The 22,590-nt window shown below is 60.6% G+C and carries 17 protein-coding genes and 1 riboswitch; of the genes, 6 read left to right on the top strand and 11 right to left on the bottom strand.

Features of this window, described 5'->3' with window-relative positions; all coding sequences use genetic code 11:
- Window positions 1–2 precede the first annotated feature (2 nt).
- From FHT86_RS25730 to FHT86_RS25720, 3 genes are all read left to right on the top strand, one after another.
- The gene (locus FHT86_RS25730) at window positions 3–1,832 is read left to right on the top strand and encodes an ABC-F family ATP-binding cassette domain-containing protein (RefSeq protein ID WP_133708831.1); all 1,830 of its coding nucleotides are present in this window, start codon (window positions 3–5) and stop codon (window positions 1,830–1,832) included.
- Window positions 1,833–2,152: 320 nt separating this feature from the next.
- Window positions 2,153–3,337, top strand: coding sequence for an efflux RND transporter periplasmic adaptor subunit (locus FHT86_RS25725; protein ID WP_133708832.1), 1,185 nt, complete (start codon window positions 2,153–2,155; stop codon window positions 3,335–3,337).
- Window positions 3,334–6,528: an efflux RND transporter permease subunit gene (locus tag FHT86_RS25720; protein ID WP_133708833.1), complete on the top strand. Its 3,195-nt coding sequence runs from the start codon at window positions 3,334–3,336 to the stop codon at window positions 6,526–6,528. Before FHT86_RS25725 ends, FHT86_RS25720 begins: the two co-directional genes overlap by 4 nt.
- Window positions 6,529–6,728: 200 nt before the next feature.
- Here FHT86_RS25720 and FHT86_RS25715 read toward each other — a convergent pair whose 3' ends face one another.
- The 10 genes from FHT86_RS25715 to FHT86_RS25670 all read right to left on the bottom strand — a co-directional run bounded on the left by FHT86_RS25715 (window position 6,729) and on the right by FHT86_RS25670 (window position 17,633).
- The gene (locus FHT86_RS25715) at window positions 6,729–8,345 is read right to left on the bottom strand and encodes an ABC transporter substrate-binding protein (protein WP_166656869.1); all 1,617 of its coding nucleotides are present in this window, start codon (window positions 8,343–8,345) and stop codon (window positions 6,729–6,731) included.
- Between the two features lie 379 nt (window positions 8,346–8,724).
- Window positions 8,725–9,453, bottom strand: a complete 729-nt coding sequence (locus FHT86_RS25710; protein WP_133708835.1) for an SIS domain-containing protein — start codon at window positions 9,451–9,453, stop codon at window positions 8,725–8,727.
- A gap of 24 nt (window positions 9,454–9,477) precedes the next feature.
- Window positions 9,478–10,635 carry an N-acetylglucosamine-6-phosphate deacetylase gene (gene nagA, locus FHT86_RS25705; RefSeq protein WP_133708836.1) on the bottom strand — a complete coding sequence of 386 codons (1,158 nt, stop codon included), beginning with the start codon at window positions 10,633–10,635 and terminating at the stop codon, window positions 9,478–9,480.
- Window positions 10,635–11,666: an SIS domain-containing protein gene (locus FHT86_RS25700; RefSeq protein WP_133708837.1), complete on the bottom strand. Its 1,032-nt coding sequence runs from the start codon at window positions 11,664–11,666 to the stop codon at window positions 10,635–10,637. The genes nagA and FHT86_RS25700 overlap by 1 nt, the downstream gene beginning before the upstream one ends.
- Window positions 11,663–12,436, bottom strand: a complete 774-nt coding sequence (locus FHT86_RS25695; protein WP_133708838.1) for a GntR family transcriptional regulator — start codon at window positions 12,434–12,436, stop codon at window positions 11,663–11,665. Before FHT86_RS25695 ends, FHT86_RS25700 begins: the two co-directional genes overlap by 4 nt.
- A gap of 119 nt (window positions 12,437–12,555) precedes the next feature.
- Window positions 12,556–13,581: an aldose epimerase family protein gene (locus FHT86_RS25690; protein ID WP_133708839.1), complete on the bottom strand. Its 1,026-nt coding sequence runs from the start codon at window positions 13,579–13,581 to the stop codon at window positions 12,556–12,558.
- 467 nt (window positions 13,582–14,048) lie between these two features.
- A complete protein-coding gene (locus FHT86_RS25685) occupies window positions 14,049–15,236 on the bottom strand; it encodes a VWA domain-containing protein (RefSeq protein ID WP_133708840.1) in 1,188 nt (395 codons plus the stop codon).
- Window positions 15,237–15,238: 2 nt separating this feature from the next.
- Window positions 15,239–16,165 (bottom strand): homoserine O-succinyltransferase, encoded by a 927-nt coding sequence (gene metA / locus FHT86_RS25680; protein ID WP_133708841.1) that lies wholly within the window; start codon window positions 16,163–16,165, stop codon window positions 15,239–15,241.
- 48 nt (window positions 16,166–16,213) lie between these two features.
- Window positions 16,214–16,291, bottom strand: a riboswitch (SAM riboswitch).
- A 77-nt stretch (window positions 16,292–16,368) separates the two neighbouring features.
- Window positions 16,369–16,791 carry an NUDIX domain-containing protein gene (locus tag FHT86_RS25675; protein WP_133709267.1) on the bottom strand — a complete coding sequence of 141 codons (423 nt, stop codon included), beginning with the start codon at window positions 16,789–16,791 and terminating at the stop codon, window positions 16,369–16,371.
- Window positions 16,791–17,633 carry a MoxR family ATPase gene (locus tag FHT86_RS25670; RefSeq protein WP_133708842.1) on the bottom strand — a complete coding sequence of 281 codons (843 nt, stop codon included), beginning with the start codon at window positions 17,631–17,633 and terminating at the stop codon, window positions 16,791–16,793. The genes FHT86_RS25675 and FHT86_RS25670 overlap by 1 nt, the downstream gene beginning before the upstream one ends.
- A 168-nt stretch (window positions 17,634–17,801) precedes the next feature.
- On the opposite strand from FHT86_RS25670, the gene FHT86_RS25665 reads away from it, so the two are divergent.
- Window positions 17,802–19,655, top strand: a complete 1,854-nt coding sequence (locus FHT86_RS25665) for an ABC transporter ATP-binding protein/permease (RefSeq protein WP_133708843.1) — start codon at window positions 17,802–17,804, stop codon at window positions 19,653–19,655.
- 101 nt (window positions 19,656–19,756) lie between these two features.
- Here the strand turns inward: FHT86_RS25665 and efp are convergent, their stop codons facing one another.
- On the bottom strand, window positions 19,757–20,326 hold the full coding sequence (gene efp / locus FHT86_RS25660; protein ID WP_133708844.1) for an elongation factor P: 570 nt from the start codon (window positions 20,324–20,326) through the stop codon (window positions 19,757–19,759).
- A gap of 150 nt (window positions 20,327–20,476) precedes the next feature.
- On the opposite strand from efp, the gene epmA reads away from it, so the two are divergent.
- Both epmA and FHT86_RS25650 read left to right on the top strand, forming a co-directional pair.
- The gene (gene epmA, locus FHT86_RS25655; RefSeq protein WP_133708845.1) at window positions 20,477–21,541 is read left to right on the top strand and encodes an EF-P lysine aminoacylase EpmA; all 1,065 of its coding nucleotides are present in this window, start codon (window positions 20,477–20,479) and stop codon (window positions 21,539–21,541) included.
- Window positions 21,538–22,590, top strand: a complete 1,053-nt coding sequence (locus FHT86_RS25650) for a lysine-2,3-aminomutase-like protein (protein ID WP_133708846.1) — start codon at window positions 21,538–21,540, stop codon at window positions 22,588–22,590. The genes epmA and FHT86_RS25650 overlap by 4 nt, the downstream gene beginning before the upstream one ends.

Raw genomic sequence — 22,590 nt, 5'->3', positions numbered from 1 at the left:
TCTTGGCCCCTCCCATTCTAAAACTCGACGACATCTTCCTGAGCTTCGGCGGCGCGCCGCTCCTGGCCGGCGCCGGGCTGCAGGTGGAGCCCGGCGACAAGATCTGCCTTGTCGGCCGTAACGGCTCGGGCAAGTCGACCCTCTTGAAAATCGCCGCCGGCCTCGTCGAGGCACAGTCCGGCGAAGTCTTCCGCCATCCGTCGTCGACGGTGCGCTATCTCGAACAGGCACCGGATTTCGCCGATTACAAGACCGTCGCCGCCTATGCCGAAGCCGGGCTTGGACCGGGCGACGATCCCTATCGCGTTACCTATCTGCTGTCGCATCTTGGCCTCACCGGCGAGGAAGATCCAAAAAATCTCTCGGGCGGCGAAGCACGCCGCGCAGCTTTGGCCCGGGTACTTGCGCCGGAGCCGGATATCCTTCTGCTCGACGAGCCGACCAACCATCTGGACCTGCCGACCATCGAATGGCTGGAAGGCGAACTGCAGAAAACGCGCAGCGCCCTGGTGCTGATCTCGCACGACCGTCGCTTCCTGGAAAAGGTATCGACGGCGACCGTCTGGCTCGACCGCGGCACGTCGCGGCGGCTCGATCGCGGCTTCGCGTTTTTCGAAGCCTGGCGGGACCAAGTGCTGGAGGCTGAGGAGCTGGAGCAACACAAGCTCGGCAAGGCGATCGAACGCGAGGAACATTGGCTGCGCTATGGCGTGACCGCACGGCGCAAGCGCAATATGCGCCGCCTAGGCGAATTGCAGGACATGCGATCGCGTCATCGTGGCCATAGGGGGCCGCAGGGCTCCGTGCAGGCGGCTGCCGCCGACGCGCAGGAGAGCGGCAAGCTGGTGATCGAGGCGGACAAGATCACCAAGGCCTATGACGAGCGCCTGATCGTCGCGCCGTTTTCGATCCGCGTGCATCGTGGCGACTGCATCGGTCTCGTCGGGCCGAACGGCGCCGGCAAGACGACGCTCTTGAAGATGCTGACCGGCCAGCTCGCGCCGGACAGCGGGACGGTCAAGCTCGGCACCAATCTGGAGATCGCCACACTCGACCAGAAGCGCGAAGACCTTAATCTGGAGGATACGCTCGCCAATTATCTGACCGATGGCCGCGGCGAAAACCTGCTGGTGAACGGCGAGCAACGGCATGTCACCGGCTATATGAAGGAATTCCTCTTCCAGCCGGAACAGGCGCGCACGCCGATCAAGAATCTTTCCGGCGGCGAGCGCGCGAGGCTGATGTTGGCGCGCATCCTGTCGCGGCCGACCAATCTCCTGATCCTCGACGAACCGACCAACGATCTCGATATCGAGACGCTGGACTTGCTGCAGGAGATCGTCGCCGGCTTCAACGGCACCGTCATCCTCGTCAGCCACGATCGCGATTTCCTCGACCGCACCGTGACCTCGACCATCGCACCCGCTAATCCCGAGGAGCCCGACGGCCGTTGGATCGAATATGCCGGTGGCTATTCCGACATGCTCGCCCAGCGCAAAGGCGCGATCGAAGAGCGCAAGCGAGCTGAAAAAACGGCCGAGAAGCCGAGGACCGCGGAGACCTCGGCTGCGGCTGCCGAGCCTTCGAAGGGTAAGGGCAAGCTCTCCTACAAGCAGAAATTTGCCCTGGAAAACCTGCCGAAGGAGATGGCGAAGGCCGAGGCTGACATCGTCGCTCGCGAAAAGAAAATGGCCGATCCCACCCTTTTCACTAAGGATCCGGCCAGCTTTAATCGCCTCGCCGCCGAAATGGAAAAGCTGCGCGACAGCCTGACCAAGATGGAAGAGGAATGGCTGGAGCTCGAGATGCTGCGGGAAGAGCTGGAAGGCTAAAGACCGGCCTATGCCGTGTCATCAACCCTTCATCGCTATCGGTATATTAAAAAAAACAAATGGTTGCAGCCGATGCGCGCCAGCTATTCTCTGTTGTCGAATTCGATAAACTGTTTATACATTGTGTTGAAAGTGCCAGCCCTCCAGCTGGACGACATGCGGATCATCGGTGATCTGCAACGCATTGGGAAGTCCGAAGAGACCTGACGGGATTCCGCCGATGGCGGTCACAGGTCCTTCGCAGAAGGCTGCAGGCAGACATGACGAACGCTTGACGCGGCAGTTTTGCCGTGGGTGATCTATTGTTCAGGGGGTCCTTCATGCCGATGACGCTGGCGCGTGTCGCTTTATTGAGCTGTGCAATTGCTGTTCTCACAGGGTTTCAGGTGCTGGCGCAGAATGCGCCGCCCGCAGCGCCGGTGACGGTTGCCAAGCCTGTCGTCCGGGATGTCATCGATAGCGATGAATTCATCGGACGCTTCCAGGCGGTCGACGAGGTCTCCGTTCGTTCGCGCATCGGCGGCTATCTGCAGGAAGTGCATTTTCAGGACGGCACGATGGTGAAGCAGGGAGACCTGCTCTTCGTCATCGACCAGCGGCCTTATGTCAACGCGTTGAATGAAGCGACAGCTTCGCTGGAAGTGGCGAAGTCGACGCTCACGAATGCCGATGCGCAATTTGCGCGCACGCAGGCGTTGGCGGGTACCGGCAGTTTGTCTGCATCCAATCTCGATGATCGCCGCCGCGACCTCATCTCGGCGCAGGCAAATGTCCGCGGAGCGCAGGCGGCTGTCGATCGCGCCTCGCTCGACATGGAATATACCAGGATCACCGCGCCGCTCGGCGGTCGTATCGACCGGCGACTGATTTCGGTCGGCAATCTCGTCCAGGCGGATCAGACCGTTTTGACGACGATCGTCGCGCTCGATCCGATCGATTTCTATTTCGACGTCGATGAGCGCCGGCTGCTTTCCTATGCCGATGAGGCGCGCAAGAACGGCAGTGCCCTGCAGCAGGGCGGCGGTGGCCTCGACGTCACCGTGACGATCGCCGACCCACGCCAACAGCCGTTCAAGGGCAAGCTCGATTTCGCAGAAAATCGCGTCGACAATGAAAGCGGTACGATCCGCGTGCGCGCCCGTTTCCCCAATCCGAATTTTATCCTACAGCCCGGCCTGTTCGGGCGCATTCAGGTCGCAGGTTCCAACAGCTACAGAGCCATCCTCGTTCCTGACGAAGCCATCGGCGCCGATCAGGATCAGCGTGTCGTCTACACTGTCGACGGAGATGGCAACGTCACGCCGAAGTCCGTGCGGCTTGGCCCGAAGCTTTACGGCTATCGCGTCATCCGCAGCGGTATGACCGGTGACGAGACCATCATCGTCAATGGGTTGATGCGCATCCGGCCCGGCGTCAAGGTCGCGCCCCAATTGATCCAGCTTCCGCAGGAAGCGTCGAACCAAGAGGCACCGGCCCAGGCAGCGGCTCAGGGGTCGGACCAATGAGATTTTCCCATTTCTTCGTCGACCGGCCGATTTTCGCGTCGGTCCTTTCCATCGTTTTGCTGATTGTTGGCGGCATCGCCTATTTCCAGCTTCCGGTCGCGCAATATCCGGAGGTCGCGCCGCCGACGATCGTGGTGCGAACCTCCTATCCGGGCGCGGATTCGCAGACGATCGCCGATACGGTGGCAACGCCGATCGAGCAGGAGGTCAACGGTGTCGAGGACATGCTTTATATGTCCTCCTATTCCAGCGCCGATGGTTCGATGTCGCTGACCATCACCTTCAAGCTCGGTACGGATCTCGACAAGGCGCAGGTTCTGGTCCAGAACCGCGTCGCTATCGCCGAACCCCGCCTGCCGGATGATGTCCGCCGCATCGGCATCACCACGGTCAAAAGCTCGCCCGACCTGATGATGGTCGTGCATCTGCTTTCGCCCAGCAATCGCTATGATCAGCTTTATATCTCTAACTACGCCCGAACGCGTATCCGCGACCTTCTCGTCCGCCTCGACGGTGTCGGCGACGTGCAGCTCTTCGGCGAGCGGCAATATTCGCTGCGCATCTGGCTGGACCCGGAAAAGCTTTCAGCCTACGGCATGACGGCCGGCGATATCGTCCAGGCGTTGAGGGATCAGAATGTGCAGGTATCGGGCGGCGCGATCGGCGGGCCGCCTGTTTCGGGCACGAACGCCTTTCAATATACGGTAACGACTCAGGGACGTTTTTCCGATGCACGGCAATTCCGCTATGTCATCGTCAAGGCGACGGATAGCGGCCGGCTCGTGCAGTTGCAGGACGTGGCGCGCATCGAGCTCGGCGCTCAGGACTACGTCACCAACAGTTATCTGAACGGCGCCCCCGCCGTTGCGCTCGGTATCTTTGCGCGGCCCGGCACCAATGCGCTTGCCGCCGCCGCAGACATCCAGAAGACGATGAAGGGCCTGGCCCAGGATTTCCCCCAGGGCCTCGAGTATCGCATCGTCTATAATCCGACCGATTTCATCTCGGAATCGATCAACGAGGTCTACAAGACGATCTTCGAGGCGGCGATCCTCGTCGCCATCGTCGTGCTGGTCTTCCTGCAATCCTGGCGAACGGCGATTATTCCGATCGTCGCAATTCCGGTATCGCTGATCGGCACCTTTGCCTTTCTGCTTGCCTTCGGTTTTTCGTTGAACATGCTGACGCTGTTCGGCCTGGTGCTGGCCATCGGTATCGTCGTCGACGATGCGATCGTCGTTGTCGAAAATGTCGAGCGCAATCTCGCACTCGGGATGACGCCGAAGGAGGCCGCGCATGTGACCATGAACGAGGTCGGTACCGCCGTACTGGCGATCTCGCTGGTCCTCATCGCCGTCTTCCTGCCGACGGCTTTCATTCCCGGCATTACGGGGCAGTTCTACCGGCAGTTCGCGGTGACGATTTCCGTCGCAACGGCGATCTCGTGCCTGAATTCGCTGACGTTGTCGCCGGCGCTTGCATCGATCGTGCTGCGCCCGCACGACCATAAGAAATCCAACAACATCTTCTCGCGTTTTGGCCGCGCTCTGGGTAACGGGTTCAATCGGGGCTTCGACCGGATGAGCAGCGGCTATTCCTGGATCATCCGCCATCTCGTCACCACCTGGTTCGCGCTCGGCTGCGCGCTCCTTGTTTTCGTCGGGCTGCTTGGCGCAACCTGGTACATGGGCAAGATCGTGCCGCAAGGCTTCGTCCCGACCATGGACCAAGGCTATGCGATCGTCGTCGTGCAATTGCCGGATGGTGCGTCGCTCGCGCGCACCAACGCGGTCATTCAGAACGCGACTGAGATCATCAGGAAAACACCGGGCGTCGAAAATGCTGTCGCCTTCGCCGGTTTTAACGGCGCGACCTTCACGAATGCCTCGAATTCCGGCGTCATCTTCACGCCCTTCAAACCGTTCGAGGAGAGGCTGAAGAGCGGGGAGTCGGCCAGCAAGATCATCGGCCAGCTCTATGGCAGTCTGCAAGGCATCCAGGAAGCCTTCATCATCGCCATCCCGCCGCCTTCCATCCGCGGCGTCGGCAATTCCGGCGGCTTCAAAATGCAGATCATGGACCGGGAAAATCCCGATATGCGCCGCATTCTGCCGCTTGCTTATCAGCTCATGGGCGTGGCGGCGCAAAACAAGGACGTCAGCGGCGTCTTCACCACCTTCTCGGCCAATAGCCCACAATATTTCCTGGCGATCGATCGCGACAAGGCGCGGGCGCTGAATGTGCCGATCCCGAATATCTTCGAGACATTGTCGATCAATCTCGGCACGTCCTATGTCAACGACTTCAACGCCTTTGGCCGCGTATACCAGGTGCGGGCGCAAGCGGACCAGCAGTATCGCATGGACCGCGAGAATATTCTGGCGCTGAAGGTTCGCTCGGCGACCGGTGCGCTCGTGCCGCTCGGTACGTTGGTCGATATCAGGGATACGACCGGGCCGACACTTGTTCAACGCTACAACATGTATGTCTCGGTCCCCCTCCAGGGCAATCCGGGGCCGGGTGTTTCGACCGGCACCGCGCTCGATACGATGGAAGGACTGGCGAACAATCTGCTGCCGCCGGGTACGACCTTCGAATGGACGGAGCTTGCATATCAGGAAAGAAATACCGGCAACACGGCGGTCTATATCTTTGCGCTGTCGGTCATCTTCGTCTTCCTGGCGCTTTCGGCTCAATATGAAAGCTGGATCCTGCCGCTTGCCATCATCCTGATCGTGCCGCTGGCGGTGCTGGCTGCTCTCATCGGCGTGCATCTAAGGGGCATGGATAACAATATCCTGACGCAGATCGGCCTCATCGTGTTGATTGGCCTCGCGGCGAAGAACGCGATCCTGATCGTGGAATTCGCCCGACAGGCGCAGTTGGAGGGCAAGAGCGCCGTCGAAGCGGCGATCGAGGCCAGCCATCTGCGTTTGCGGCCGATCCTGATGACTGCCTTCGCCTTCATCTTCGGCGTCGTGCCGCTGATGATCGCTACCGGTCCCGGTGCGGAAATGCGCCAGTCGCTCGGCACCGCCGTCTTTTCGGGCATGCTCGGCGTGACGCTGTTCGGCCTGTTCCTGACCCCGGTCTTCTACGTCGTGCTGCGCAGGCGGCGGAAGCAGTCGGAGGCCGTCAAGGACGAATCGGTAGCGCCCATGAGGACGGCAACCAAGACAGAAACGCACTAGAGCGGTCAGCTTTCACGGAAACGCAGAACCGCTCTATCTTTTTGTTTTTTCGCAATCCCGGACGGAAAACCGCTTCGCACTTTTCCTGGAATTGCTCTGGAGCATTCCGCTTTCAGGTGGAATCACCTGCAAACGGATAGGATGCTCTAGATTCAAAAGACTCGAACGACCTTTGTGCGTTCAAATGAACGCACGGCGCTCTAGGCGATGCGTTTGGCCTTCGCAAGCGACCAATAGGCTGGTCCCGACGCGACCTTGTAGCCGATATCGATGCGCGGATTTCGGGCAATCACGTAGGACAGCGTGATAATGCCGAGTAGGGGCAGATCAGCCAGCACCTTCTTTTCAGCCGCTTGGATGATTGCAATGCGCTTGTCGAAATCAGGTTCGTTCTGGGCCTGGGCAAGAAGATCATCGATGCCGGGAATGGCGACGCCATAGTGGCTGTAGTTGCCCTGTCCCTTGCCGTCGGCCTTGACTTCGGCGGCGGCAGCGAGCTGTGAGGAGAGCGTCAGCGTGGGTACCGGGGGGAAACTTGACGAGTAGAGGGCCAGCGAATTCTTGTCGAGGCGGTTATCCGCATGGAAGGCGTTGTGGTCGATCATGCTGAGATCGAGCTTGATGTTGGCCCCACGTAGCTGTTCCTGAATCATCAACATGATCGAGGCGTAGTCCTCGCGCTGGCTGACATAGCAGGGGATCGTCACGCCATCGGGATAGCCTGCTTCGGCGAGCAATGCCTTCGCCTTTTCCGGATCGGGCTTATACTGCAGTTCCGGCGGCAGATCGTCGACCTTCACGGAGCCGGCAAACTGTGAAGCAATTACCCCGACCATGGGCGCCGCAATGCCGTTGAATGCTGTGGCGATCGCCGTATTGTCGATGCCGTAGCGTATGGCTTGCCGCACCTTGAGATTGTCCAGTGGCTTGCGCGTCAGATTGATGTTGAGCGTATTATGACTGCCTGGCGCCGTCGCATCGAAGATCGTCTGCGGCAAGCGCTGCTTCATCGAGTCGATCCAGCCCGGCGCACGCACGCCCTCGATCATATCGACCTGACCGGAGGCAAAGGCGAGAGTGCGCGCAGTGGTATCGGCGATATATGTGACCTGCAGGTTGGGCGTGACCGGGGGACCTTCGAAATGATCCGGAAAGGCCACGAACTGAATGCCGTCCGTCTGGCTGAAGGATTTGACCTGATAGGGACCTGTGCCGATCGGGTCCGTATTGTAGCCGTCGCCTCTCTCTTCGAACGCCTTCTTGCAAAGAATTGAGACGCTGAGCGTTGACGCACAACTGCCGTTGAACAGCGGATCCGGGCTTTTCAGTGTGAAGCGCACGGTCATCGGATCCACGGCCTCGCAGGCGACAATGTTGGAATAGAAGACCTTGTTGGCCGTCGGCAGCTTCGGATCGAGTTGGCGGCCGAATGTGAAGACCACGTCATCGGCGGTAACTTCGCCGTAGCCTTTGTGGAACTTCACGCCCCTGCGGATTTTGTAGGTCCAGATCTTGGCATCAGCAGACGATTCCCAGCTCTCGGCGATACCAGGCAGAAACTCTTCCGGCTTCACCGCCCAGCGACCATCGGGTGCTTTCACCAAGGTGTCGTACATCTGGTCAATCGCCCAGTTGTCGCCGCCGTTGAGACCGGTCTGCTGTGGATTGAGGCCGACCGGGCCACGGGCAGCAAGCGCGATTGTGATAGTGTCGCCATCCGCTGCGAAGCTCGGCGCGCTGGCGACACTCGAGCCTAGGGCGGCTACGGCTGTCACCAATCCGGTTTGAACGAGAAACTCCCTGCGTGTAACGCTCATCCTGTTTTCCTCCCAGATACGTTTGAATTCGTCGGCCGCCTGTCGCGAGATCTCCCTGTGTTCCATTTTCGCATTCAGACTTTGTGCGGGGATCGGGTGCAACCGGCAGCCAAAGACAAGTTGAAAGGTTCGATCTTGCTAACCTCCTCAGGTTTCAGCATAAAATAAGATCGGATATCAGATTGCCATTTGATCACTATGCTGACGGGCGGAGTGCGGGTCAAGGGAGCGCCTCGGAATATCACCCGGCGCTCTCTATCGTCGGGGCGGTTCCGCAAAAAAACTGAACAGCTCCAGACGAGGGATGAGCCTCGCCTGAACCCAGATTTTTGTTTCTCGCCCGTTCCTTCGACAACAGGAGGGCGAAATAGGCATCCGATCAAAGATGAGGATTGCGCGGCCGGTATTTTTTCACCAGCCGCTGATTGATCTCCTTGGCGCCCGGCATGTTGGCGCTGAGATAGACCGGTGGGTCACCGTCCTTGCAAAGCTCGGCGGCGACCTCGGCGAAGATGGCGTTCAGCACCGTGGTGCCGATTGCGGTCGATGCCGGCCCGACTTTCAAATTGCTCCCCGGCAGGTCGATGATGGCGTCGCCCGGCGGCAGGCCGTTGTCGAAGACGATATCGGCGATATCGGCCAGCCGGCGTCGGCCATTGGCGATGGCCGTAGAGTAAGCGAGCGAGGTGATGGCGATGACAGTCGCACCGATCTCGCGGCCGTAGTCGGCGGCCTCGATCGGGGCCGCGTTGACGCCGGAATTGGAGGCGATGATCAGGACATCGCCCGGCTGCATGCCGTAGCGTTCGAAGATTGGCCGTATCAGACCTTCGGTGCGCTCATAGACCGAGCTGATGACGGCGCCTTCATGCAGCATGGCGGAGCCGACCAGCACGGGGATGGTGAAGGCCAGGCCGCCGGCGCGATAGTGCACCTCTTCCGCCAGCATATGCGAATGGCCGGTGCCAAAGACATAGACCCGGCGGTCGGCGCGCGCCGCCGCACAGATGGCGCCGGCCGCCTTCGCTATCGGCTCGGCGAGCGTCTCGCGCAAGGTTTCCAGCCGACCGATGAGGGCGGAGAAATAGCTGTCCGTGACTGCGGTCATTCCGTGCCTCTCTCGTTTGCGGCTTCAAGCCGATGGCTGGCCCGAGATCCATGTCCCGGTGACTTCGATGCCGTCGTTGATATGGACGAGATCGGCGCGGGCGCCGGGCGTCAGGTGACCCCGATCACCAAGACGTAGGAAGCGGGCCGGATAGGAGGTCGCCATGCGCAGGGCTTCCGCCAAGGAAAGCTCCAGGACGTTGACGCCATAACGGATCGTCGAGGCCATATCGACGTCGGAGCCGGCGAGCGTGCCGTCGTCCAGCGTCAGCTTCGAGCAATAGCCACCTTTGGTGCGATAGACGGTGCGGCCGTTCAAGGTGAAGCTTGGAAGATCGGTGCCGACCAGCGACATGGCGTCGGTGACGAAGAACAGCCGGCCTTCGCCGCGCTTGGCGCGAAGCGCGATGCGCAGGGCACGCGGATCGACATGGTGGCCATCGGCGATGATGCCGCACCAGGGCGCGGGATGGTCGATCGCAGCACCCACGAGGCCCGGCGCGCGATGGCTCATCTGGCTCATGGCGTTGAAGAGATGGGTGACACCGCGGGCGCCGGCGTCGAAGCGGGCATCAGCAGCTTCCGCTGTGCTGTCGCTGTGGCCGATGCTGACGATGACGCCGCCTTCGTTCAGCGCCTGTACTTGGCGTTCGGTTACCTGCTCCGCCGCCATGGTGATCAGCAGAGTACCGATTGCCTCGCGGGCACGGATGAAGGTCTTGACGTCGCTGTCTTCGACCGGGCGCATCAGCTCGGCCAGATGCGCGCCCTTGCGGGCCGGCGCCAGATGCGGGCCTTCGAGATGCAGACCCACGACGCCACGGTTGGCCTTGACCGCCTCGGTCGCCGCTTCGATTGCGGCCGTCGTTGCCGCGGCGACATCGGTGATCAGCGTCGGCAGCAGCGACGTGGTGCCATAGGGGCGATGCCCCTCAGCGATCATGTACATGGATTCGGGCGAAGGCCCATCGTTCAGCATACGGCCGCCGCCGCCGTTCACCTGCGCGTCGACGAAGCCGGGTGACAGCACGCCGCCTTGAAGGCGGACCACTTCGGCATTGTCGGGCACATTGTTGGCGGCGGTGATCGTCTGCACCCTGCCATTGCCCGTCACCAGCGCGCTATCCTCGTGAAACCGCTCGCCGTCGAAGATGCGGGCACCGGTAAAGACCTTGTATTCCATCACATGGTCTCCGTTACCTTGAGAAGATTAGCCGGCTTATCGGGGTCGAAGCCTTTGCGCCGCGTCACGGACTCGACGAGGCGATAGTAGCAGAGCAGCGACACCAGCGGGTCGAGCAGGCCGTTGCCGGTGGTGGGCATGCGCAGGTTGATGCCGGGGAGGGGGGCGGTGGAGAAGGAAACGGCCGTGGCGCCGAGCTTTTGCAGGCGCTCAAGCGCCTGGGCATTGTTGGCGAATGCTGCATCATCCGGCGCGAAAGCGACGATCGGGAAACCCGGCTGTACCAGTCGCATCGGTCCGTGCATCAGCTCGGCAAGCGAAAAGGCTTCGGCATGCAGTCCGGAAGTTTCCTTGGCCTTCAGCGCTGCCTCCAGCGCAATGGCGAAGGCCGGACCGCGGCCGCCAGTGTAAAGCGATGTGGCGTTGAAGAGCACGTCCTCGGCGGCCCCGCCGTCGATCCCCGATGTTGCCGCGAGCGCTTCCGGCAGTTTGGCGAGGCTGGCCGCGAGCGTCGGGTCTGCCGATATTGCCGCGGTGACGCCGGCGAGCGCGGCGACGGAGGCAATGAAGGATTTCGTGGCGGCGACGCTCTTTTCCGGGCCGGCATTGAGACCGAGTACGATATCGGCCTCCTTGGCGAGCGGACTATCGGTGACATTGACGACGGCAATCGTCGTGGCGCCGCCTCGCTTGGCAGCTGCCTGCAGCGCGATGATGTCAGGGCTGCCGCCGGATTGCGATACGGTAAAGTGGATCCCACCCTTCAGTTGCAGAGGAGCGCCATAGACCGAGGCGATCGAGGGGCCGACCGAGGCGACGGGCACGCCACAGGAGATTTCGAAGAGATATTTGAAGAAGGTGGCGGCGTGGTCGGAAGAACCGCGCGCGGCCGTGGTGATCACAGAGGGACGAGTGGAGGCGAAGAGCTTTGCGATTTCGGCAAAGGCGGGCTTTTCCTTCTCAAGCAGGGTCGCGACCACGTCCGGCGACTGGCCGGCCTCCGTCAGCATCAGGGATTGGGTCTCGCTCATAGGTCATCTCCAATTCTCAATTCAGCAACGAAATCATAAGCATCGCCGCGATAATGCGAGCGGGTGTATTCAACGACGCGCTGGTCTTCCAGGCGTGAAATACGTTCGATCAAAAGCGCCGGCGCACCGGCCTTGACATTGAGGATCGACGCGGAGGTCGGATCGAGTGTCACCGCTGTCAGCCGCTGCAGAGCCCGGACCGGCTTGAATCCATTCCCAGCCAGCGCATCATAGAGCGAACCCTCGGAAACCGCATCCTCGCCCAGAAATTTGATCGGAACGACGGCGCGCTCGATGGCGAGCGGCTGGCCGTCCGCAAGGCGCAGGCGGTCGAGCCGCAGTACGGGTTCATCCAGGCCGAGACCGAGCAGGAAGGATTCTTCCGGGGCGGGCGCGCTGACGGTGCGTGACAGGATCTTTGCCGCCGGTTCGCGGCCGCGCGAACGCATATCGGCGGAGAAGGAGGAAAGGCGCCAGAGCGATTGTTCGATACGCTCGACGCGTTGCGAAACGAACGTGCCGCTGCCGTGGCGCGACTCGATCGCGCCGGAGGCTAGCAGGTCGCGATAGGCTGTGCGGACCGTGACGCGGCCGACCTGCAGGGCCTCGGCCAGATCGCGCTCGCCCGGCAGCGCCGCTCCCGCCTTTAGCAGGCCTTCCTGGATAAGGCCGGTCAGCGCCTGCGCCAGGCGTTTGTACAACGGCCCGGTCATGGCCTCGTCGCGCAGGCCGCGGCTGTTCAGTTCAGCAATTAAACTGGTTCTATCCATGGGTTCTTTGTAGAACCTATTTAGAACCAATCCGCAAGATGAATCTGATCTGCAGGCCAAAAATCAGTCGACTGGGCGCAGTGCGCCCGGCCGACATTTTCTGGATTGGTGCCTTCAGCTCAGTTCTTGGTGAAGATGTAATCCGTTTCCTGTCGCAGCACTTCGCCGGGGCGAAGGACGGCGTTCGGGAAGCCTTCATGGTTTATGGCGTCCGGCCAAACCTGGGTTTCCAGGCAGAAACCGGCGAAGGGGCCGATTTTGCGGCCGTCATGGCCGGGAACGGGAACATTGAGCTTGAATCCGGCATAGAACTGCACGCCGGGCTCGGTCGTGCGCACTTCGAGCGAGACGCCGGAATTGACGCTGCGCGCCAGCACTACCGATCGCTTCGCGGTGCGTTCAGAGGACAGGCAGAAATTATGGTCGTAGAGCGCCTGTTCGGCCCCATCGAAGCGCTTCATCGGCGCCATTTCGCGGAAATCGAAGACGGTGCCAGCGACCGGGCGAACTTCGCCTGTCGGTACCTGCTTCTCGTCCGTCGGCGTATAGTGATCGGCGGCGATCATGATGTCATGACCGAGGGCGTCGTCGCGGCCATCGAGATTGAAATAGGCGTGCTGGCAGACATTGGCCAGCGTCGGCTTATCGGTGGTCGATTCGTAGGTGATCGAGAATTCGCCGTTGCCATGCACCCAATAGGTCGCCTGGATCGTGCAATTGCCAGGATAACCGGCGCGTCCGTCGGGATCGACAATCTTCAGCACGACGCGGTCGGTGGCGTGTTCGACGATCGTCCAGTTGCGCTTGGCGGTATTGTCCTTACCGCCATGCAGATGGGTGACGCCTTTTTCGTTGAGCTCGAGTTGGTATTCCTTGCCGTCCAGCGTGAAATGGCCAGCGCCGATGCGGTTGGCGCAGCGGCCGGGCGTGGCGCCGAAATAGGAGGAATGCGCGGGATAGTCGGCGAAGTTGTCGAAGCCGAGCAGAAGGGCCGGGCCATGGCCCTCGAGGCGCAGGTCCTGAATGACGGCGCCCCAGGTCATGATGTGGGCCGTCAGGCCGCCGCCCGTTATCTTGACGCGATAGACCGTTTCTCCATCAGCCGTCGTTCCGAAAACTTCACGCTCCAAACTATCTTTCGTCATATCAACTCATCCATTCCTAACAAAAATTCGAGGCCAGACCCTGCCCCCATTTGCGCCGGTCCGCAACCAGTTCTATTGCGAAATCTAGGCGCGGCGGATTGCCGATCAAGCCTCGATCCGGCTCCGGAGTTGCCACACTGCGCCGGAAGTGTGCAATGCTTACGACAGGTGGATTGGTTTCCATGCTAGCCCCTCACCCTAGCCCTCTCCCCGCTCGCGGGGAGAGGGGACGACAGCGGTAGACGGTTGCCTTCCAGTTTGCGGAGCGAGGTTTTGAGGAGCCGTAGAGCTCCCTCGCCCCGCAATGCGGGGAGAGGGCTGAGCAAAGAGGCGCGGCATTGGCTAGATGTGCCTGGCCAACAAGCAATCGAGGCGCACTTCGCCACAGCGAAGGCGCACCGACAGGCGCCTTTGTAGTTGTGGCGGGAGCCGCTGAGGGTTTACTTTCGGCCGAAAAGCCTGGCTGGTTAGCGCGACAATTCCCGCGTCGCCTTCTCCAGACCGCCGAGGGTCAGCGGATACATGCGGTCGGCAAGCAGGCGGCGGATGATCGAGATCGAGGTGGTGTGGCTCCAATAGCCCTCCTGCACCGGATTGAGCCAGACGCATTTGCGGAAATGACCGGTGATGCGGCTGAGCCAGACCTCGCCGGCCTCCCTGTTCCAGTGTTCCACCGAGCCACCGGGATGCGTGACCTCATAGGGGCTCATCGAGGCGTCGCCGACGAAGACGATGCGATAATCGGGGCCGAAGGTGCGGATCAGATCGGTCGTTGCGGTGACATCGGCGCGCCGGCGGCGATTGTCCTTCCACACGCCTTCGTAGAGGCAGTTGTGGAAGTAGAAATATTCCATGTGTCGGAATTCGGCGCGCGCTGCGGAGAATAGCTCTTCGACAACCCGGATATGATCGTCCATCGAGCCGCCGACGTCGAAGAACATCAGCAGTTTGACGGCATTGCGTCGCTCCGGCCGGGTCTGGACGTCGAGATAGCCGTGTTCGGCGGTGGAGCGGATCGTGCCGGACAGGTCGAGCTCTTCGGCCGCTCCTTCGCGCACCCAACGACGGAGCCGTTTCAGCGCCACCTTGATGTTGCGGGTGCCGAGCTCGACGCTGTCGTCGAGATTTTGAAATTCGCGGCGGTCCCACACTTTCACCGCCTTGCGGTGATGGGACGCTTCCTGGCCGATGCGCACGCCTTCGGGATTGTAGCCATGCGCGCCGAAGGGCGATGTGCCGGCAGTACCGATCCATTTTGAGCCGCCCTGGTGCCGGCCCTTCTGCTCGGCAAGGCGCTGACGCAGTGTCTCCATGAGTTTTTCGAAGCCGCCGAGCGCCTCGACCAGCTTCTTTTCCTCGTCCGTCAGATGTTTTTCGATGAGCTTGCGCAGCCATTCTTCGGGGATAGCAACCGCTTCATCGGGCTCTGTATCACCGCCCACCGCCTCCACGCCGCGGAAGTAATCGGCAAAGACCTGGTCGAAACGGTCGATGAAGCGCTCGTCCTTGATCAGCGCCGCGCGCGCCAGGTAGTAGAAGGCCTCGACGTCGTAATCGGCGATCCCTTCTTCCATCCCCTCCAGAAGCGACAGGAATTCCCGGAGCGTCACCGGAACCTTCGCTTCCTTCAGCTTCAGGAAGAAGGGGATGAACAAGGTCAGAACCTTTCTTGGCCGATCTCCTCGAGATCGTAGGGCGTGGTCTGGTAGATTTCGTTGATCCAGTTGCCGAAGAACAGATGCGCATGGCTGCGCCAGCGGTTCTGCGGCGCGATCTCCGGGTCGTTATGCGGGAAATAATTGTGCGGCATCTTGATCGGCACGCCCGCATTCACGTCTCGGAAATATTCGTCCGCCAGCGAGGTGGAATCATACTCTACGTGATTGAACATGTAGAGCCGATTGCAGGCCTGCTCGTGGACCAGACAGACGCCCATCTCGCTCGATTCCATCAGGATCTGCAGTCCCGGCACCTTTTCGATGTCGGTTCGGCGCACTTCCGTCCAGCGCGAGACCGGAATGGCGAAATCGTCCGAGAAGCCGTTGAGATAGACCGAAGATGGCTTCAGATTCTGGTGGCGATAGACGCCGAAGGCCTTTTCCTTCAGCGTATGTTTAGGCACCTTGTGGAAGTGATAGACCGCCGCCATCGCTCCCCAGCAGACGTTCATTGTCGAATGGACGTTGGTTGCCGTCCAGTCGAAAATCTGCTGCATCTCATTCCAATAGGTGACGTCCTCATAGTCCAGAAGCTCGATCGGCGCTCCGGTGATTATAAAGCCGTCGAACTTGCGGTGCTTCACCTCTTCCCATGTCTCGTAAAAGGCGAGCAGGTGCTCCTCCGACGTGTTCTTGGCCTTGTGGCCACCGACACGGATCAGCGAGAATTCCACCTGCAGCGGCGAGGCGCCGACGAGGCGCGCCATCTGCACCTCGGTCTTGATCTTGTTCGGCATGAGGTTGAGAAGCCCGATCTGAAGGGGGCGGATATCCTGTCGGATCGCCACCGTTTCGGTCATCACCCGCACGCCCTCGCTCTGGAGGGCTTCGAACGCGGGCAGCGTATCGGGAATCTTGATGGGCATCGTTATCACTCGACTAAAAACAAAAAACCGGCCGCGATAAGAATCGCTACCGGTCCGCACGCGGCCCTTTAGCGACTTTTTTAACGTGGCTGCAAGCCGGCCGGCCAAATCACCACGGGAAAAATTCAATAGACCTGCTATCTCAGCGGGTCAATGGAAAAGCATTTGGGGACGCCGGCGACCGGCCTCATGTTGGTTGTCGCCTACAGATGTTCAAGGAGCGCCTGCATGCCATAGCCGAGGCGCTGCTTAGCTTCCTCGATCGGCAGCCAGAAGAAACGGAAGCCAATCGGACCGCCGCCGCCGAACGGCGTCGTTTCGTAGTGGAGCCAGGTGGCGGGCGCCATCTCGGAGATGCGGCAGCGGAAATAGTGCCGTTGGTGATACTGCTCGCGCCCGTTCTTTTCGAAACGGTAGTCGTCAACGCCGACCGCATGCAGTTCGTCCGGCAAAAAACCGGTCTCTTCCTCGAATTCACGCATTGCCGCGGCCGCGATATCTTCGCCGGGCTCGACGGTGCCACCGGGAACCTGGAATTCGACGAATGGAAAATCCGGCTCGTCGAATACCAGCAGATGCTGGTCGCGCAGCGCGTAGATCAGGACCTTTACGGCACCCGGCTTTATCATTTCCCTTGAGCGCGGGCCATGAAGGCGAGGCGTTCGAAGAGGTGAACATCCTGCTCGTTCTTCAGCAAAGCCCCATGCAGCTTCGGCAGAGCGCTCTTTGCGTCTCCGCGCAAGGTCGCCGGATCGACGTCGTCGGCGACGAGGAGACGAATCCAGTCGAGCGCTTCGGAGGTCGAGGGTTTCTTCTTCAGGCCAGGCACATCGCGGATCTCGAAGAACTGGGTGAGTGCGGCCCGCACCAGCGTCTGCTTGATGCCGGGATAGTGCACCGCGACGATGCGCGTCAGCGTTTCGGCATCGGGGAAGCGGATGTAATGGAAGAAGCAGCGGCGCAGAAAGGCGTCCGGCAGTTCCTTTTCATTGTTGGAGGTGATGATGACGATCGGCCTGACGGCGGCGCGGATCGTTTCGCCGGTCTCGTAGACGTGGAACTCCATGCGGTCGAGTTCCTGCAGCAGATCGTTCGGAAACTCGATGTCGGCCTTGTCGATCTCGTCGATGAGCAGCACGCATTTCTCCAGCGCCGTAAAGGCCTGCCAGAGCTTGCCTTGGCGGATGTAGTTCCTGACGTCATTGACGCGCGCGTCGCCTAGCTGGCTGTCGCGCAGGCGCGAGACGGCATCATATTCGTAGAGGCCCTGCTGCGCCTTGGTGGTCGATTTGATATTCCATTCGATGAGATCGAGACCGAGGGCCGAGGCGACCTGACGGGCCAGTTCCGTCTTGCCGGTACCCGGCTCGCCCTTCACCAAAAGTGGGCGTTCCAACCGAATGGCGGCATTGACAGCGACCATCAAATCCTTGTCGGCGATATAGTCTGCGGTTCCCTGAAATTGCATTGGAAGGCTTTCATCAATCTTTGGGGCGCAAGCTAGTCCTTGGCCTTATTCGGTTCAAGGCGTGAAACGGTGTATATACCGAACGTGATCACGCTGAGGTATTGCATGGATGGACATGTGAGCAGGTCATGATTAACTGAGGATTACGTGCGTTGCAGGGAAGTGTTGATGGCAGTTGAAACGCAAGCCAAGCCGAATATCCAGGGAGCTGATCGGGTCGGATACGACTTTAGCGTTCTCTATCGGCTGCGGATGATGTTTTCCGCCTTTTGGAATTCAGCGGTCCGCATCAAGATTATTTCGCTTACGATTGCGTTGTTCGCGATTATCTTGGTTACGGCCTATGTCCAGGTTCTGCTCAACAGTTGGAATGCGCCTTTTTATGATTCACTGGCGCGGCGCGATACCGGCGCCTTCTTCCATCAGCTCGGCGTCTTCGGCATCATCGCCGGCCTGCTTCTGATCCTCAATGTCGTGCAGGCCTGGCTGAACCAAATGACCGCGCTCTACATGCGCGAGGGTCTGGCGAGGGATCTGGTGAACCAGTGGCTGCAGGCCAAGCGTGCGCTTCGTCTTGCCTCCGCCGGCCTGATCGGTGTTAATCCAGACCAGAGGCTGCATGAGGATGCGCGCAATCTTGCTGAAAGCACGACAGGGCTGGCTATCGGTCTGGTGCAAGCGACGATCCTGCTCCTGAGCTTCATAGGGGTGCTCTGGGAGCTGTCCAACGGCATGGTCTTCCATTTCAAAGGCATGAGCTTTGCCATTCCCGGCTATATGGTCTGGGCGGCGATCCTCTATGCCGGTTCGGCCTCGTTCCTGAGCCAGTTCGTCGGCCGCCGGCTGGTGCGGCTGAATGCCGACCGCTATTCCAAGGAAGCCGAGTTGCGCTTTGCGCTGATGCATGCCAACGAACATATGCCGGCGATCACCATTGCCGGCGGCGAGGAGAACGAGCGCCGGCGGATCAACGTCGATATCTCAGCTGTGCTTGCCGTCATCCGCCAGCTTGCCATCGCCAATACCAACCTTACCTGGGTTTCGGCCAGTTACGGCTGGCTGGTGCTGATCATTCCGATCCTGGTGGCCGCGCCTGCCTATTTCTCCGGCGGACTGACCTTCGGCCAGTTGATGGTGGCGGTCGGTGCCTTCAATCAGGTCAATTCTGCATTGCGCTGGTATGTCGCCAATTTCGGCCCGATCGCCGAATGGCGCGCCACACTGATGCGCGTCACCGATTTCCGCCAGGCGCTGACGGAGATGGATGATGGCACCGTCATGCCGCACACCATTGCTTTCGATCAGGCTGCGCCCGGTAGGATGGTCTGGACTGATATGGAGATTTCCACCAAGACCAGCGAGGATGCCATCGAAAACGGCTTCAGCATTCGTGAGGGCACCGTGACGATTGCCGCCGGCGAGCACATCATGGTCAACGGCGATCACGGTGTGAACCGCAGATTGCTGTTCCAGTCGTTGGCGCATCAATGGAATTGCGGCTCCGGGACGATCAGCCTGCCGCCGATGGAAGACATGTTGTTCATGCCGCATACGCCCTATGTGCCGGGCGGTACGCTGCGCGAAGCGATCAGCTTCCCCGAGGATCGCGATGCCTACGACGATGCTGCCGTAGAAGCCGCGATGGACAAGGTCGGCCTCGGCCGATTGAAGAGCCGGCTCGATACACAGGCCCGCTGGGACCGGCTTCTGGACAATGAAGATCAAAAGGCCGTCGCCTTTGCGCATCTGCTGCTGTCGAAGCCGAAATGGATCATCCTCGACGAAGTGATGGAAGGGCTGGAACCGGACATGCAGGCCAAGTTCTCGGCGCTGCTGACGGAATTTACCGACGCCACCGTGATCTATATCGGCCGCTCGGAAGCCTATCTCCAGGCGATGTCGCCGCGCGTCCTGCATCTTCAGGCGTTGGTGCCGCACGAGGAGGTCGCCGCCGCAGTCGTGCCGCCGGCGGCAGCGGCACCGGACGCGAGCCCCAAGAAGGCAAATGCTCCATCGCGGTAGTTTGGGCTCCGAATTCGCCCTGGCACGCAAGATCATACCCAAAACAAAAACGCCCTATCCGCGAGGATAGGGCGTTTTTCGTGAAACGATGGGCCGATCGCTCAGTCCTTGGCGCGTTCGACGTAGGAGTTGTCTTCAGTGGCGATGACGACGCGGGTGCCGGCATTGATATGCGGCGGCACCATGGTGCGCACGCCGTTCGACAGCATAGCGGGCTTGTAGGAGGACGATGCCGTCTGGCCCTTCACGACCGGTTCCGTTTCGGTGATTTCCAGCGTGACGTGGCGCGGCAGCTCGAGCGCCAGCGGAATGCCTTCGTGGATCGACAGGACGCAGGTCATGCCTTCCTGAAGGTAAGCCTTCTGGTCGCCCATGGTTTCGACATCGACAACGACCTGATCGTAGTTGGACGGGTTCATGAAGTGGAAGCCTTCGCCGTCTTCGTAGAGGTATTGGAAGTTTACGTCTTCAACGAAAGCGCGCTCGACCTGTTCAGTGGTGCGCCAACGTTCGGATACCTTCACGCCGTCGACGATGCGGCGCATGTCAACCTGAGTGACTGGCGTGCCCTTGCCCGGATGAAAGTTCTGAGCCGTGAGAACGACGTAGAGCTTGCCGTCCACGTCGAGAACGTTGCCCTTGCGGACGGAAGAGGCGATGACCTTGACCATAAGACTTCCTTGTAACTCTGCCTGTCGCGTCGTAGAGGACTGTCGAAATACACCTCGAGACGCAGCTATTGTTTGCTTGGGGGCGCAACTACCCTAAATCAGCGGAAATAGCCACCCCCATCCCTGGCGATCCCGAGAAGAAAGCGTGCAATGGAGCCAACGAGCAGCAAAGCGTCCCCCTGGTGGACCCGCAGTGTCCACGCGGACCGGCGGCCGTTCCTCATTGGCCGCAATGCCATCCAGGCGGCGCTGCGAGAATTCTTCATCCGCAACGATTTCATCGAAGTCGATACGCCGACGCTACAGGTGTCGCCGGGCAACGAGGCGCATCTTCATGCCTTCGCCACCGAGGCGCTGACGACCGACGGTCAGAAGGCGCCTTTCTATCTCCACACCTCGCCGGAGTTCGCCTGCAAGAAGTTGCTGGCCGCCGGCGAAGAGCGCATCGCCTGTTTCGCCCATGTCTATCGCAACCGCGAGCGGGGGCCGCTGCACCATCCGGAATTCACCATGCTGGAATGGTATCGGGCGGGGGAGAACTATGAGGCGCTGATGGCCGATTGTGCCGCGCTGCTGGCGCTGGCGGCGAAGACGGTGGGCGCGAAGAAACTCAGCTATCGCGGCGCCGAAACCGATCCGTTCCTTCAGCCGGAGCGCATCAGCGTCGCTGCAGCCTTCGAACGTTACGCCGGGATCGATCTGCTTGGTTCGGTCGGTCTCGACGGATCGACGGATCGCGAGCACCTGGCGGCCGAGATGCGGCGTGTCGGCATGCGTGTTGCAAACGACGATCACTGGCCCGATCTTTTCAGCCGCGTGCTGGTCGAAAAGGTGGAGCCCTATCTCGGCTTCGGCCGGGCGACGATCCTCGACGAATATCCGGTCTCTGAAGCGGCCCTTGCCCGGCCTTCGGCTAGGGATCATCGGGTGGCCGAACGCTTCGAGCTCTATGCCTGCGGCGTCGAGCTCGCCAATGCTTTCGGCGAACTCACCAATGCCGACGAGCAGCGACGCCGGTTCGAGATCGAGATGGCCGAAAAAGCGCGCATCTATGGCGAGACCTATCCGCTGGACGAGGAATTTCTTGAAGCTCTTGCCGTCATGCCAGAGGCAAGCGGTATAGCGCTCGGTTTCGACAGGCTGGTGATGCTGGCGACCGGCGCCTCGCGGATCGAACAGGTGCTCTGGGCGCCGGTTTCGGAGTTTGGTTCATGAATGTGATGCGACCGATCAGGAATGTCGACGACCTCGAGCAGGCCGGTCTGATCGATGCCGGCGAGGCTCTTTCGCTGGGAGCGGTGGCCGAGCGTTATGCCATCGCCCTGACGCCTGCCGTGGCAAGGCTGATCGACCGCACCGATCCCGCCGATCCCATTGCCCGGCAATTCGTGCCTGACATGGCCGAACTCGTCGTCACGCCGGAAGAACGGGCCGATCCGATCGGCGATAATGCCCATAGTCCTGTCGAAGGGATCGTCCATCGCTATCCCGATCGCGTGCTGTTGAAGGCCGTGCATATCTGCCCCGTCTATTGCCGCTTCTGTTTCCGCCGTGAGATGGTTGGGCCCCAGGGACTTGGGACGCTGGATGCGGCGGCACTTGATACCGCCTTTGCTTATATTCGCGATCACCGGGAGATCTGGGAAGTCATCCTGACTGGCGGTGATCCGCTGGTGCTCTCTCCGCGCCGGCTGGAAGAGATGCTGAAAGCGCTCGCCGATATCGAACATGTGAAGATCGTCCGGTTCCACACCCGCGTGCCCGTTGTCGATCCCCTGAAGATCGATGAGGCGCTGATTGCAGCGCTAAAGGCGAGTGGCAAGACCACCTATGTGGCGCTGCATGCCAACCATCCGCGCGAGCTGACCCCGGAGGCGCGCGCTGCCTGCGCCCGGCTTGTCGATGCCGGTATCGTTTTGGTCAGCCAATCCGTGTTGCTGAAGGGCGTCAATGACGATCCGGATGTGCTGACGGCGCTGATGAAGGCTTTCGTCGAAACGCGGATCAAGCCCTATTACCTGCATCACCCCGATCTTGCTCCCGGCACCAGCCATTTCCGCCTGACGATTGCGGAGGGACAAAAGATCGTCGCGGCATTGCGCGGCCGCGTTTCCGGCCTCTGCCAGCCCACCTACATCCTCGATATCCCGGGAGGCCACGGCAAGGCAGACATCGGCATGACCGCCGTCCGTGAGCTCGGTGAAGGCTGCTATTCCATCTCGGACTACCGCGGCGGCGAACATGTCTATCCGCCGGAGGGATAG

It is taken from the genome of Rhizobium sp. BK313 (assembly GCF_014193655.1).
Classification (GTDB): domain Bacteria; phylum Pseudomonadota; class Alphaproteobacteria; order Rhizobiales; family Rhizobiaceae; genus Rhizobium.
Note: the sequence above shows the minus strand (reverse complement) of the source record. Positions and strands in the feature narration are given on the sequence as shown.